We start from the raw sequence: 13,464 nt of genomic DNA, 5'->3' as shown, positions 1-13,464 counted from the left end.
ATGAGCGGCCGATACACCGAGCACGACCGGGAACGCCTTGTCGTCGAGGGCGCCAAGACCGCGGGCCTCGGCCCGCCGCGCAGTGAGTTCGAGACCGGTCATCGCACCGAGTTCGCCCGCGACCGCGCCCGCGTGCTGCACTCCGCCGCCCTGCGTAGATTGGCCGACAAAACGCAGGTCATGGGCCCGCGCGATGGCGACACCCCGCGCACCCGGCTGACCCATTCGATCGAAGTCGCCCAGATCGGACGCAGCATCGCCGACGGCCTCGGCTGCGATCCCGACCTGGTCGACCTGGCCGGTCTCGCCCACGACATCGGCCACCCGCCCTACGGCCACAACGGTGAGATGGCGCTGGACACCTTTGCCGACGCTTACGGCGGGTTCGAAGGAAACGCGCAGAACCTGCGCATCCTCACCCGCCTCGAACCCAAGGTGCTCGAGCCTGACGCCACCAGCGCGGGCCTCAACCTCACCCGCGCAGCATTGGACGCGGCGCTCAAATATCCCTGGGGCCGAACGGGTCCCGGCACGAAATTCGGCGCGTACGAGGTCGACGCCGAGCGTCTGGAGTGGATCCGCAAGGGCGCGCCGGACCGGCGGCGCAGCCTGGAATGCCAGATCATGGACTGGTCCGACGACGTCGCCTACTCCGTGCACGACGTCGAGGACGGCGTGCTCGCCGGTCGCATCGACCTGCGCGCGCTGGCCGATCCCGCCGAACAGGACGCGCTGGCGGCGCTCGGCCAATTCCAGCACTCGCTGGCGGCCGACGAGCTGATCGCCGCGGCGCAACGGCTGTCGGAACTACCGGTGGTCGCGGCGGCGTCCGGGTATGACGGCACGTTCGCCGCCTCGGTCGCACTGAAACGCCTCACCAGCGAGCTGGTCGGCCGCTTCGCCACGGCGGCGATCATGGCGACCAGGGCGGTGGCGGGGCCACAGCCGCTGTCCCGGTACGCCGCCGACCTGGAGGTCCCGCGCATCGTCGCGGCCGAGGTCGCGTTGCTGAAGACGGTCGCGCTGCGCTACGTGATGTCCGATCCGGCGCACCGCCTGCGGCAGGCCGCCCAACGCGAACGCATCCTCGCGGTGGCCGACCGGCTGCTGGCCACCGCCCCGCACGGTCTCGATCCGGCCCTACTGCCGTTCTGGGATGCCGCCACCGACGACGCCGCCCGCGTGCGCGTCATCGTCGATCAGATCGCCTCGTATACCGAAAGCCGCCTGGAGCGTGTCGCCATCGATCTGAGTGCCTGACCGGGCACCCCGGATCGAGTTCGTTCGCTACCGGTGTGTCCCGGTCCGCGCCGTGCCGAACAAGGCGAGGAAGCCGCCCGGTGAGACGAGCCGCGCGGGCGCGTCGCCGCCGGGTTCGCCTAGACTCTCTGCCGTGGCCGGACGACTTCCTGATCGCGATATCGCGGCAATACGCGAACGCGTCCGGATCGAAGACGTGGTGGGGGAGTATGTCGCGCTGAAACGTGCGGGCGCTGATTCCATGAAGGGCCTGTGCCCGTTCCACGACGAGAAGTCGCCGTCGTTCCACGTGCGGCCCAACCACGGCCTGTTCCACTGCTTCGGCTGCGGCGAGGGCGGCGACGTATTCGCCTTCCTGCAGAAGATCGAGCACGTCGGATTCGTCGAGGCGGTCGAGCAGCTGGCCGATCGCATCGGCTACCGGATCAACTACGAGGGCGGCGGCACCTCGGTGCAGCGCGATCGCGGCACCCGCGCCCGGCTGGTCGCGGCCAATGCGGCGGCGAACGAGTTCTACATTGCCCAGCTGCGCGAGCCAGGGGCCGAGGCCGCGCGCAAATACCTCACCGATCGCAACTTCGACGCGGCGGCCGCCCAGCAGTTCGGCTGCGGCTACGCCCCCGCCGGGTGGGACACCCTCACCAAGCACCTGCTGCGTAAGGGGTTCGACGTCAAGGAGCTGGAGGGCGCCGGACTGTCCCGCCAGGGTCAGCGCGGCCCGATCGACCGCTTCCACCGGCGTCTGCTGTGGCCGATCCGCAACCTCGGCGGCGACGTCATCGGATTCGGCGCGCGCAAGCTCTTCGACGACGACACGATGCCGGGCAAGTACATCAACACTCCGGAGACGTTGCTGTACAAGAAGTCTCAGGTTCTCTTCGGTCTCGACCATGCCAAGCGCGAGATCGCCAAGGGCCACCAGGCCGTCGTGGTCGAGGGCTACACCGATGTCATGGCGATGCACCTGGCCGGTGTGAAAACCGCCGTCGCATCCTGCGGCACCGCCTTCGGCGACGAGCACCTCGCCCTGTTGCGCCGTCTGATGATGGACGACAATTTCTGGCGCGGCGAGATCATCTACACCTTCGATGGCGACGCCGCAGGCCAGGCGGCGGCGCTGAAGGCCTTTTCGGGCGACCAGAAACTGGCGGGGCAGACCTACATCGCGATCGCGCCGGATGGGCAGGACCCGTGTGAACTGCGGCAGCACTCCGGCGACGGCGCCGTGCGCGACTTGGTCGCGCGTCGAATTCCGCTGTACGAGTTCGTGATTCGCGGACTGCTGGCCGATCACAACCTGGATACCGCCGAAGGGCAGGTGGAGGCGCTGCGCCGTGCGGTACCGGTGGTCGCACAGATCAAGGACAACGCGCTGCGCAAGGCTTATGCCACCAAACTGGCCGGCTGGGTCGGCTGGGACGACATCCAGACCGTCGTGCGCCGCGTCGGCGAGGAGGCCAAGCGGCATCGCAACGGCGGCGGGCGGCCCGGGGTCGGTCGCGCGCCGGCGCCGCGCGAGGTTGTCGCCGAACATCCTGCGGCACGGCCCAATCCGAACGATCCGACGCTCCTGCCGCAACGACAGGTGCTGGCGGCGGGCCTCCAATACCCCGCTATGGCTGGAGCCGGTTTCGACGCGCTCGAGTCCGAAGCCTTCACCCATCCCGCCTACGCGGTCATTCGCACGCTGATCGCCGCGGCGGGCGGTACGGCGGCCGGGCTCGGCGGCGCCGAGTGGGTCAATGCCGTCGCGGACCGCACCGACGACCTGACCGTGCGCGCGCTGCTGTCGGAGCTGGCCACCGAGCCGCTGCCGGTGAAGTCGGAGGCGGACATCCCGCGTTTCATCGCCGGTGTGCTGGCGCGCGCCCAGGAGGCCTGGGTCGGCAGGCAGATCGCCGAACTCAAGTCCAAGTTGCAGCGGGTGTCCTCGACCGAACAGCCGGACGCCTATTTCGCCCTCTTCGGCGACCTCGTCGCGCTCGAGCAATATCGCAAGAGCTTGCTCACCCAGGCGATGGGCAGCCACGGCGACTTCGCCACCGGAGCGTAGGGTCCGCGCGGTGGCGTGATTCCGCGCACATCATCCGAGCTACGCGGGTGAGAATCCGCGCTGCGAAGCGCGTGGCCTGCCTGATCGGCCGTGGTCAGCGGCGCAACTGGTCGTGCGGCACCAGGACGGTGGTCCGCTCGTCGAGCGGCTCCATCGGCTCCAGGCGCGGGCGGGTGCTGAGCTTGTCCGCCAGCTTCTGCCTGCCGACGAGCACCAGCTTGCGGGTCACCGGGCTCTCGGTCAGCGCACGGGTCGCCGCGCTGATCTGCTCATAGCGAGCCCGCCCGGCTTTGCTGCCGAGTACGTACCCGGCCGCAACGCCGATGATCAACCGCAGCATCTCGATGTGCTCCTCCCAGTTGCCGATTCGCCGCTACCATCCTGCCCGACGCTCCACACCCCTGTCGATCCGGATACCCGCTGTCGGCGCCCCCCGCCGTCGGGGGACAAGTCAGCAGGTAGCGACGCGATTTGGGCTCCTGCCCAGCGATACGCTAAAGTTTCTCCTCGGCCCGCCCGGTAGCCACCGGACACGCCGAGGACAATCCCCTATAGCTCAATTGGCAGAGCAGCCGACTGTTAATCGGCAGGTTTCTGGTTCGAGTCCAGATGGGGGAGCTGCGACCAGGGCGAACGTACCAGTTCGACCCTGGTTTTGTCTTTTTTTGGGCCTTCAACTACACGGAACGACACGTTTCAACCAGCGAGGCGTCCCAGTGTCGCGGTGAAGGGTGCTTCTCGAGCATTTGCGGTGGTGGCCAGAACGCCGTCGAGCGCCCACCTGGATCTACTCGAAACGCTGAGACGCGCTGACCAGTGGTGGGCCATTCTGCGTGGCAGAACGAATCCGGTCTTCTGCCAGTGGAGTCGGCCCGAATCAGCGTTTGCGGGGGGCGCGCAATCCGGGTTGGAGGATTCGCAGGCCGACCGGTGACCGGGTTGGCTGGCGTGGGCGGCGATGCAGGGCGTTCCGTGAAGTTGCGGTGGCGTGTGTCGCCGGCTCAGTCCCTGCCACACGTCCTTCTTTCGCAGGATTGACGACTCGACGGCATACATCCCCGTAGGCAGCCCGATTCCCTGGACGCGCAACCAGCGATCCTCCCTTTGCCTGATGCGGCGCGCCGCCCCGCCGCGACACCATCGGTCGTTGTGTCGTTTCCCAGATTGGAGTGCCGATGACTGCCACGATCGCCGCTGCGTTGACCGGTCTCGGCCTGATCGACAGCACCAGCTTCGGGACGCTGCTGATTCCGATCTGGCTGCTCTTGTCGCCAGGTCGGCTGCAGGCGAGCCGGATCGTGGTCTATCTCGCGACCGTGGCGGTGTGCTACTTCGGTGTCGGAGTTGTCTTGGTTCTCGGTGCCGACGCCGCGCTGGCCGCGATGCGCACCGGTACGGCGAGCCTTCCGCCCGTTCCGTTGCGGATCGGGCAGTTGATCCTCGGTCTCCTCGTTATCGCATGGAGCTACCGGCTCGAGGCCAGAGCCGCACGGCAGGCAGGTACTCCGGGCAAGATCCAGCGCTGGCGAGAAAAAGCCATGTCCGGCAGCGGCAGTTCGCGAGGACTGGTGCAGCTCGCACTCCTGGCCGTCGCGCTCGAGGTTGCCACCATGCTGCCTTACCTCGCCGCCGTCGGCCTGATCGTCCACGCCGATCTCGGCTGGCAACTGACCGGATCGACCCTCGCCGCATACTGCGTCGTCATGATCCTGCCTGCCCTCGCGCTCGCGGCCGCGCGGCTCGCGGCCCATCAGCGGGTGGACCCGATATTGCGGCGCGTCAACGATTGGCTCACCAGGAATTCTGCGAAGACACTCGGCTGGACCGTCGGTGGCATCGGCATCGGCATCTCCCTCAACGCCGTTGCCGTACTCATTCTCGAGCGACCATGACAGAGCCCACCCGACGTTGCGATCTACCGCGATCTACCGCCGAATGCGGATCGCCTGGCGGCAGCCACGACCACATGGGCCGACTTCGATGGCAGATGACCAACTTCTCTGGACGAAATCGCTGACACGCTTTGAACAGATCGGCTTTGGTCGCGAATTCTGACGGGGCTTTGTCGGGCTGGAGCGGGTGAACTCCTCTTGCCGGGCTACCGGGAGACGCTGGCGCGGCCGCGGACGGCGCGCTGCCGGTCGTCGATGATTTCGCTGCGGCGCAGGGCCATTGCCTCGGCGGGACAGCTGCCGGTGGTGAGGGCGCGGTAGACGGCGTGTGCGTCTTCGAGCGCTTCGCGCGCGCCGACGCCGGCCGCAGGGGTGATCGCGTGGTCGGCGTCGCCGATGAGCAGGACCGGCAGCGTCGGCTGGGCGGCGGCGTCGAGGGGCACGTTGCGCGCGTTGCTGACGTGGACGGAGTCGGTTCTGTCGAGCAGGGTGCTGACCAGGTCGTTGATCGACGGCGTGGCCTGAAGGACCGTGTCGGTCCATTCGCTGGTGGGTCGCACGCCGAAGTCGTCCGGGCCGTCCAGAGGAGCGCGGGCTATCCGGATGAACCAGTGGGCGGTGTGCCCCGGCCGCCAGATGTGGCCGAACGTGCTGGCGGCTGCCCCGGTGGCGTCCAGCTCGGCGAAGAAGTGCAGTGTCTGGGGTTCGGTGTCCAGTTCTGTTGGGGTGGAGGTCATCCCGTACAGCACGACGTCTCCGGCGTAGACCGGGTTGCGGTCGGGTTCGAGGCGGGCCCGGACGACGGAGTCGATGCCGTCGGCGGCGATCACGATGTCGTCGGTGGTGCTCGATGAGCCGTCGCTGTGCTGGATCCGGCATCGTCCGGGCTCGTCGACGGTCACGTCGGTGATGCCGCAGTCGTACCGGAGATCGGCGCCCGAGATGTCGACGAAGTCGTTGAGCACCTTCATCAGCGAGCTGCGCAGCCAAAACCGGTGACCGCGGCTCATTGCGGCGCGGCGGCCGTTGCTGCCGACGTATTCGAGGGCGCTGACCGGATAGGAGGCTTCGTTCACCACGTCGTCGTCGACGCCGAGGTCATGTAGGACCGAGTGGCCGCGTTCATCGATGAACAGGAACGCGCCGCCGGTGGCGTTGCGCGATTGCCGCTCGAACAGAGTGACCTGGTCGCCTCTGCGGGCGAGGGCGCCGCCGAGGATGGTCCCGGCGATGCCTCCGCCGATGATGGTCACCATTCGAATCTCCTACTCGGGTAGGGGTTGAGCATCCGGGAGAAAGTCACGCTGAGCGGATAGGTTGAGTGACGTTGGTTTCTGGGGTCAGTTGCAAGGAGTTGTCGACACCGGTCGAGAGTTGGTCCCAACCTCCTGCAGCGCTGCGTCCGGTCAGCGGTGAAGCACGCACATCGTGCCACCGCAACACACTCGAGCTGTCGAAATCCGCGATCCCGAACATCCTACTCCCACAAGCGGTGTCGGGATTCGTGCACAACCGGTGCCCAGTTTCGCGATCAGAACCGAATAGATCGGGCATGTTCCTGATGAGCGCACACAAATCTGGGTGACGAGACCGAACGTTTCAGTTCGACTCTGGCTTTGTTCGTTTGGGGCCCGCAACGAGACGTCGTCATTCTGCGAGGCGACCCGGAGTCGGGTGCTTCGGTGGGTTGTCGGCGCTTGGTAACGGAGCCGTCGGCGTGGCCCAGTTGCTGGGTTGCGGCTCAGGAGCTGTACCCCTCGACGATGAGGGGTGTGACGGGTTTGGGGCGACTCTGGTGAACTCTCGCCGCGGCCTGGCGCCGAGTGGCTTTCCGCCACCCCAGCTCAGCGGCGGCGGCGTCCGTAGATGAGTGACCAGGATCACGATTTGGTATCGGTAGCTCGTGGGAAAGGCTGTTGACCTGCGAACTTCCGGCTAGGGTTCGGGTGGGTCGGCGGGAAATCGGGTGATTTGTGTCGGTGCCGACCGCAATACTGACCCGCGCCCGATGATTTCGAGCAACCCATTCCGTCTCAACCGCTGTGGCGCCGGGACACGATCCGGTGACTCGGCAACGGGCCACATAATCCTGCCAACGTCCCATAGTCCGGAGGTATCCGATGTCCGCCGAACCATCCGCTCCCGCCTCGGGAGGGCGAACACCGACCGTCGTCCGGGTGCTGGTACTCGCGACTTTCGTGGTGATCCTGAACGAGACCATCATGATCAACGCGATCCCGCGGTTGATGGAGGACCTCGCGGTCACCGAGCGGGCGGCGCAATGGGTGTCCACCGCGTTCATGCTGACGATGGCGGCGGTCATCCCGACTACCGGCTGGTTCTTGCAGCGCGTGTCGACCCGGCAGGCGTACGCCGTGGCGATGGGAGTCTTTCTGGCCGGTACCGCGTTGTCGGCCGTCGCGCCGTCGTTCGCGGTGCTGTTACTCGGACGGATCATCCAGGCCGGCGGCACCGCGGTGATGATGCCGCTGCTGATGACCACACTGATGACGGTGGTGCCCGAGCATGACCGCGGCAGGGTGATGGGCAATGTCACCCTGGCTATTTCGGTGGCGCCCGCAATGGGTCCGGTGATCTCCGGTGCGGTGCTGCAGATCGCTTCGTGGCGTTGGCTTTTCGTACTGGTGCTGCCGATCGCGGGGGTGATCACCTGGCTGGGCCTGCGCCAGCTGGAGAACGTCGGTGAACCGCGGGCCGGGGAGATCGACTGGGCCAGCGTGGCACTGGCCGCGCTCGGGTTCGGTGGGCTGGTGTTCGGGCTCAGCCGGTTCGAGAGCGGCAACCTCACCACACCGGCGCTGATCGTCGCCGCAGGTTCGGCCCTCATCGCCGGGTTCGTGTTCCGTCAGTTGCGCCTGCAGCGCACCGGCACTCCGCTGCTGGATCTGCGGGTGCTGCTGTCCGGCACCTACACCAAGGCGCTGGTTCTGATGTCGGTCGCGTTCATGGCGATGCTCGGGTCGATGATCCTGCTGCCGTTGTACCTGCAGAACTTGCGTGGCCTGAGCCCATTGGAGACCGGGTTGCTGGTGATGCCGGGCGGGTTGGCGATGGGCCTGCTCGGACCGACCGTCGGGCGCATGTTCGACCGGTTCGGTGGACGTTTGCTGGTGATTCCAGGGTCGATCGGCATCGCCGCGTCGCTGGCCGGGTTCACCCAGATCTCTATGACCATGCCGTACTGGCAGCTGCTGGCCCTGCACGTGCTGCTGATGGTGTCGCTGGCCGCGACCTTCACCCCGGTCTTCACGCTCGGCCTCGGCGCAATTCCGCAACATCTGTACTCGCACGGCAGCTCCATGCTCGGCACCCTGCAACAGGTCGCCGCGGCTTTCGGTACCGCCCTGGTGGTGACGGTGATGTCGGCCCGCAGTACCACGCTCGTCGCCGACGGCGCCGACGCTGTCACCGCCCACCTCGACGGCATGCGCTTGGCCTTCCTCGTCTCCGCGGCGTTGGCGCTGATCGTGATCGTGATGGCGGTGGTGTTGCCGAGCCGGGCCGCAATCCCGGAAGAAGCCGAGGAGCCCGAGACCACGACCCCCGAACTGGTCAAGGGCTGAACGGGATTCAGCACGACGAAGCCCCTGGCTGCATCTCCGCTTGCCAGGGGCTTCGCCGCACGGATCGGCAGCCCATTCCACGCCCGCAAGAAGTTCACTGGTTACCGCCTCGTCGCGGCCGACGCCGAGTGGGTCGCAGGCGACCGGCCGGTCATCAGGGCCCGGTCGCTGCCCTCCCGCTGACCGTGACCGGAAGCAGGCAGAGGTGGGACCAGCTCAGACGGGGCCGCGCTGCTTACAGAATGTGGTCGGCAAGATCGCGGTGCGCTCGCAGGCGCGGTGAGTTCGTCGCCGAAGTGGCGACAAGAACACCGAGACCGCTACCGGTAGTCGGGATTCTCGAAGTCGAAGCGGCAGCCGGCGTCCCATTCGGAACGCTGGTTGCCGTGTGCGGGGATTCCGTTGTTGTCTTTGAGCAGGCGGGCCAGGTGCAGCAGGTTCCAGGTCATGAAGGTGGTGTTGCGGTTGGTGAAGTCGTTGTCCGGCCCGCCGGATCCGGGATCCAGATAGGACGGTCCCGGTCCCGCCTCGCCGATCCAGCCCGCGTCCGCCTGTGGCGGAATGGTGTAGCCGAGGTGCTGGAGGCTGTAGAGGAGGTTCATCGCGCAATGCTTCACACCGTCCTCGTTGCCGGTGATGATGCAGCCGCCGACGCGGCCGTAGTAGGCGTACTGGCCGCGTTCGTTGAGGATCGACGAATTGCCGTAGAGGCGCTCGACGACCTTCTTGGCGACGGAACTGTTGTCGCCCAACCATATCGGGCCGGCGAGCACGAGGATGTCGGCGTCCATGACCTGGCGTTGCAGCGCGGGCCACTCGTCGGTGGCCCAGCCGTGCTCGGTCATATCCGGCCAGACGCCAGGGGCGATGTCGTGGTCGACAGCGCGGATGTGGGAGACCTCGACGCCGTTCTTCTCCATGATGCGGGCGCTGAGGTCGATCAATCCTCGAGTATTGCTCGGTTCCGGTGAGCGCTTCAGGGTGCAGTTGATGAACAGGGCGCGCAAATCGTCGAAGCTGGTCATGATCCTCTCCCGGACGTGTTCGCTGTGGGCTTCCGTCGATGCTGTGCGGTGGTGGCCAGAACGAGCAGCCAGATAATGGTCAGGATTATCGCGAGGCCGACTGGGTAGTTTCGGTCGAGAACGGTCGGGTTGTCGGGCACCGCGTGACCGCGACCGAGCACAGGGATGGCGATCAGCACCAAGGCGACGGTGCATACCGCGCCACAAGCAGCGGCCGCCCACCAGGCGCGTGGCAGGATCCGCCGGGCCCCCACACCGACTATCGCGCTCAGGGGAGCCAAAACGGCGTCGTGTAGCAGGATCCCGGCCGCAAACCACAGTGCGATCGACAGCAGGTCTCCGGTGGCGAAATCGAGCAACAGGGTGATCGCGTAGCACATGAGCGCTACACCGGCCAGGGCCAGCAGGATTCGTACGATGATCACGACAGCACCTCGATCGTGGACAGCCACTTCGTCTGCAGCACGCCGGGCCGATTGGGGGCGATCAATCGGCAGGGATAGCCGTGGTCGAGCTCGAGCGTTTCGCCGTTGATCGCGAGGGCGATCAACGTATTCGCGTCGATGGCATGGCGTTGCGGGAGAACCGAACTGTAGTAGATGCCGCCGGTTTCGAGCGACCGCAGCCGGACATCACCGCCTCGGTAGGATCCGACCGCGGCCAGCAGGTCTCGCAGCCGGACGCCCGACCATTCGGCCGAGGCGCTCCACCCTTCGACGCAGGCGATCGGCAGTCGGGCCGAAGTCTGTGGTAACGCGAGCAATTCGGCCCGCGTGAACTGACGACTGCGTCCGCCGGTCGACACAGTCAACCGGTAGCCGGGATCCAGTGCCGCTGTGCTGATCCCGGCCGCGGCCGCCGATCTGTTGACCGGAACGCCCTGGGGGCCCACGCCGCTGCGGGGTGCCAGCAGGGATGCCCAGCGCAGGAATGGCACCGTCTGTCCGGCGACTGCCACCACTGCCACGCCCGCGGCCAGCCAGGTAGCCCTGACCACTGCACGCCGCGAAACATGTCGGCGGTCTGCCGGCTCTGCCTCATCCAATGGGCGGCTCAGCGCCGCACGAATGACCGGCAGTTTCACCGCCAAGTGCACGACGAGCGCGCCGGCCATGATGTACGCCATGGCGTAGTGCGCGGTGGGGAAGAAGAACTTCCACGGATAGTACTGGGCGATATTGAACAATCCCGTGGACAGTTCGAATATCGTCGCCCCGACCAGCAGGGCGATGGATCCGCGTTCCAGTATTCGCAGCGGCGATCCGATGACCGGCCGTTGAAACAGCTTCGGGTACACCGCCCAGAGTTTGACCAGCAGTAGCGGTATCGCGGCGACGCCGACGATGACGTGGGCGCCTTGGGTTACCCGATACAGCCAGACCGGGCTGGCCGGCCACCAGAACCATCCGGGTGGATGTTGGATCCAATGGCTGAGCAGGCCGGTCACGAAGCAGATCGTGATGGCCGTGCCGAGTGCGAGTCCGACCCGGCTGGCCACCTCTGGTCCGCGTGCGCTCGATACCCCGATCCGCCCGGGCTTGCGCACTGTCATCTCTCAACCTCCGAAATCCGGCGTAACCAAGCGAAATGCCGTCCGGAGACCTCGGCCGTCGTGATGAGGTGGAAGCCGGTGGCGGCGGACAGATCGTGCGCGTGATCGATGCCGACGCGGGCCCACGGTATCCACGCGCTCACTCGCGTCCGGGTTTCCAGACGGATCGGACGGAGGTCGAAACCGGCACGGGGCGGATCGAATTCGACGATCGCCACACCAGCGTCGGCGAGCAGCTCCGCCGTGCGGGCCAGCACGCGTTGCGGGTCGCCGCCGATCCCGATATTGCCGTCGGCGAGAATCGCGTATGACCAGCGTCCAGTGCCGGGCAAGTGTCCGAACAGGTCTCGCTGCAGCGCGGGGGCGCCGCGGAAGCGCGTGACGCCGACAGCCATCGGCGAAATATCGACACCGAGGGCAACCACACCTCGGCGCAGCAAGGCTGCGACGAGACGACCCGGTCCGCAGCCCAGATCGAGAGTCGGTCCGTCGCACCAGTGCGTAATCGCGGCGTCCGCGCGGCGGTCGTCGGAGTTCGGATGGCCTAGCCAGCGTCTGGTGGGCAGCCGATGACGGGCGCCATCCGCCGTGCGCATCCAGCATTCCGCGCCGGTCATGGCCTGGTCGAAGAGACCGAGTGCGCAGTCATGTCGCGCTGCGTCCGGGCGGGCCGGTCGTGCAAAGACATCGAGGCTCATCGTGGTACCAGACTCATGCGGTGGACGGTGTCGGCGAACCGCCCGCCGGAGTCGGCCGCTACCCGGACGGCGTCGTCGAAGCTGTCGACATCGCGGAACCGGGGCAGGTTGTCGACTTGTAGTCCGCAGGACACAAGGGCGGCGCGAGTCAGCTCACCGGTGCGGTTCGTGGACATCGGGACGTCGGCGAGCACGCGGGCCGGCTGTGGGGTCGGCAGGCCGAGCGCCCACCAGCCGCCGTCCGCGGCGGGACCGAGCACGGCGGTCTCGCCGGTGGCCAATTGCGTTGCGGCGCGGGTGAGTACGTCCGGGCCGATCTGCGGGGTGTCCATTCCGATCTGGAGGACAGGTGTGCCGAAACACGCGGCGTCGGCGTGCGCATTGGCCAGGCGTATGCCGAAGTCCGCGCCGCGCTGCGGGATCACGCTGAATCGGTCCAGCATCCGGGCTATTTCGGGCCCGCGTTCGGCCGCACGGAGGTTACCGGTGAACGCGACGACACGGTGGGTCACCTGGCTGCGCAGTACCGATTCCAGAGTGTCCAGCAGCGAAGCCGCCGCGACGAGCGCCGCTTCCCGTGGCGTGAGCGGCGGGGTCAACCTGGTCTTGGCGAACCCGGCGATCGGGGCTTTCGCCAGCACCAGCAGGGTGGCGCCGGACGAGGTACCGGAGGTCATCGCAGCACCGCCAAGAAATCCATAGTGGCGCGCAGTGTTCCGAGTATCGAGCCGGAAACCTTCGATACGCCACCCGCGCGCGGCCGATAGGCGATATCCCGCTCGACGACGCGCCATCCTGCCGCCGATGCCTGCACGAGAAGTTCGAGCGGATAACCGGACCGGTCGTGCAGCGGGCCGAGCGACAACATGGTGCTGCGGCGCGCCACCCGCATCGCGGCGATATCGTGCACGGGCAGACCGTATTTCCGACGCAGCCGGGCCGCGACGACGCGATTCCCCAGTCGTGCGTGCCACGGCCAGACCCGCGCGTGGACCGGACGTCGCCTGCCCACCGCGAGATCGGCGCCGTCACGGACCAAGGCGACCAGTCCCGGCAAGTCGGCTGGATCCATCGACCCGTCGCCATCGAGCACCGCGACCACTTCGGTGCGGGCCGCCCTGATGCCTGCCTGGACGGCCGCGCCGTACCCGGGTCGGTCCTCATGCACCACGGTCGCGCCGCGTACCCGCGCCACGGTCGCGGTGTCGTCGGTGGAGCCGTTGTCGACCACGACCGCGCGATAGCCGGCCGGGATGGCGGCCAGTACCACTGGCAACGCTTCAGCTTCGTCCCGGCACGGAATCACCACGGTCACACTGCCCGGCTCAACGTGGGTATCTCTCACGTTTCAGACGCTAAGCCGCCGCGTCGTCGATAGCGCCGAAAAACCTGTGACGAAA

At 67.1% G+C, this 13,464-nt stretch carries 12 protein-coding genes and 1 tRNA gene; 5 read left to right on the top strand and 8 right to left on the bottom strand.

What is annotated here, in order from left to right:
* The gene (locus tag OHA40_RS07410) at positions 1-1,260 is read left to right on the top strand and encodes a deoxyguanosinetriphosphate triphosphohydrolase (RefSeq protein ID WP_330232324.1); all 1,260 of its coding nucleotides are present in this window, start codon (positions 1-3) and stop codon (positions 1,258-1,260) included.
* A gap of 133 nt (positions 1,261-1,393) precedes the next feature.
* On the top strand, positions 1,394-3,313 hold the full coding sequence (dnaG, locus tag OHA40_RS07405; protein WP_330234079.1) for a DNA primase: 1,920 nt from the start codon (positions 1,394-1,396) through the stop codon (positions 3,311-3,313).
* 94 nt (positions 3,314-3,407) lie between these two features.
* Here the strand turns inward: dnaG and OHA40_RS07400 are convergent, their stop codons facing one another.
* On the bottom strand, positions 3,408-3,653 hold the full coding sequence (locus OHA40_RS07400; RefSeq protein WP_043688781.1) for a hypothetical protein: 246 nt from the start codon (positions 3,651-3,653) through the stop codon (positions 3,408-3,410).
* 205 nt (positions 3,654-3,858) lie between these two features.
* On the opposite strand from OHA40_RS07400, the gene OHA40_RS07395 reads away from it, so the two are divergent.
* Both OHA40_RS07395 and OHA40_RS07390 read left to right on the top strand, forming a co-directional pair.
* Positions 3,859-3,931, top strand: a tRNA-Asn gene (locus OHA40_RS07395).
* A 557-nt stretch (positions 3,932-4,488) separates the two neighbouring features.
* Positions 4,489-5,205, top strand: a complete 717-nt coding sequence (locus tag OHA40_RS07390; protein ID WP_330232323.1) for a GAP family protein — start codon at positions 4,489-4,491, stop codon at positions 5,203-5,205.
* A gap of 206 nt (positions 5,206-5,411) precedes the next feature.
* Here the strand turns inward: OHA40_RS07390 and OHA40_RS07385 are convergent, their stop codons facing one another.
* Positions 5,412-6,461, bottom strand: a complete 1,050-nt coding sequence (locus tag OHA40_RS07385) for an FAD-dependent monooxygenase (RefSeq protein ID WP_330232322.1) — start codon at positions 6,459-6,461, stop codon at positions 5,412-5,414.
* A gap of 864 nt (positions 6,462-7,325) precedes the next feature.
* Between OHA40_RS07385 and OHA40_RS07380 the strand changes: the two genes are divergently transcribed.
* A complete protein-coding gene (locus tag OHA40_RS07380) occupies positions 7,326-8,789 on the top strand; it encodes an MDR family MFS transporter (protein ID WP_330232321.1) in 1,464 nt (487 codons plus the stop codon).
* Positions 8,790-9,109: 320 nt separating this feature from the next.
* Here OHA40_RS07380 and OHA40_RS07375 read toward each other — a convergent pair whose 3' ends face one another.
* From OHA40_RS07375 to OHA40_RS07350, 6 genes are read right to left on the bottom strand one after another with little or no spacing between them, the layout of a single operon-like run.
* Complete coding sequence (locus OHA40_RS07375; RefSeq protein ID WP_330232320.1) at positions 9,110-9,814, bottom strand: flavodoxin family protein; 705 nt, start codon at positions 9,812-9,814, stop codon at positions 9,110-9,112.
* Positions 9,811-10,239, bottom strand: a complete 429-nt coding sequence (locus OHA40_RS07370) for a hypothetical protein (protein WP_330232319.1) — start codon at positions 10,237-10,239, stop codon at positions 9,811-9,813. The genes OHA40_RS07375 and OHA40_RS07370 overlap by 4 nt, the downstream gene beginning before the upstream one ends.
* Positions 10,236-11,366 carry a molybdopterin-dependent oxidoreductase gene (locus OHA40_RS07365; protein WP_330232318.1) on the bottom strand — a complete coding sequence of 377 codons (1,131 nt, stop codon included), beginning with the start codon at positions 11,364-11,366 and terminating at the stop codon, positions 10,236-10,238. Before OHA40_RS07365 ends, OHA40_RS07370 begins: the two co-directional genes overlap by 4 nt.
* Entirely contained in the window at positions 11,363-12,064 is a 702-nt protein-coding gene (locus tag OHA40_RS07360; protein ID WP_330232317.1) for a class I SAM-dependent methyltransferase, read from the bottom strand. The genes OHA40_RS07365 and OHA40_RS07360 overlap by 4 nt, the downstream gene beginning before the upstream one ends.
* Positions 12,061-12,741, bottom strand: coding sequence for a TIGR04282 family arsenosugar biosynthesis glycosyltransferase (locus OHA40_RS07355; RefSeq protein WP_330232316.1), 681 nt, complete (start codon positions 12,739-12,741; stop codon positions 12,061-12,063). The genes OHA40_RS07360 and OHA40_RS07355 overlap by 4 nt, the downstream gene beginning before the upstream one ends.
* The gene (locus tag OHA40_RS07350) at positions 12,738-13,409 is read right to left on the bottom strand and encodes a glycosyltransferase family 2 protein (protein WP_330232315.1); all 672 of its coding nucleotides are present in this window, start codon (positions 13,407-13,409) and stop codon (positions 12,738-12,740) included. The genes OHA40_RS07355 and OHA40_RS07350 overlap by 4 nt, the downstream gene beginning before the upstream one ends.
* Positions 13,410-13,464 lie beyond the last annotated feature (55 nt).

This window comes from Nocardia sp. NBC_00508 (assembly GCF_036346875.1).
Lineage (GTDB): Bacteria > Actinomycetota > Actinomycetes > Mycobacteriales > Mycobacteriaceae > Nocardia.
This window is presented reverse-complemented; position numbering and strand designations above follow the sequence as displayed.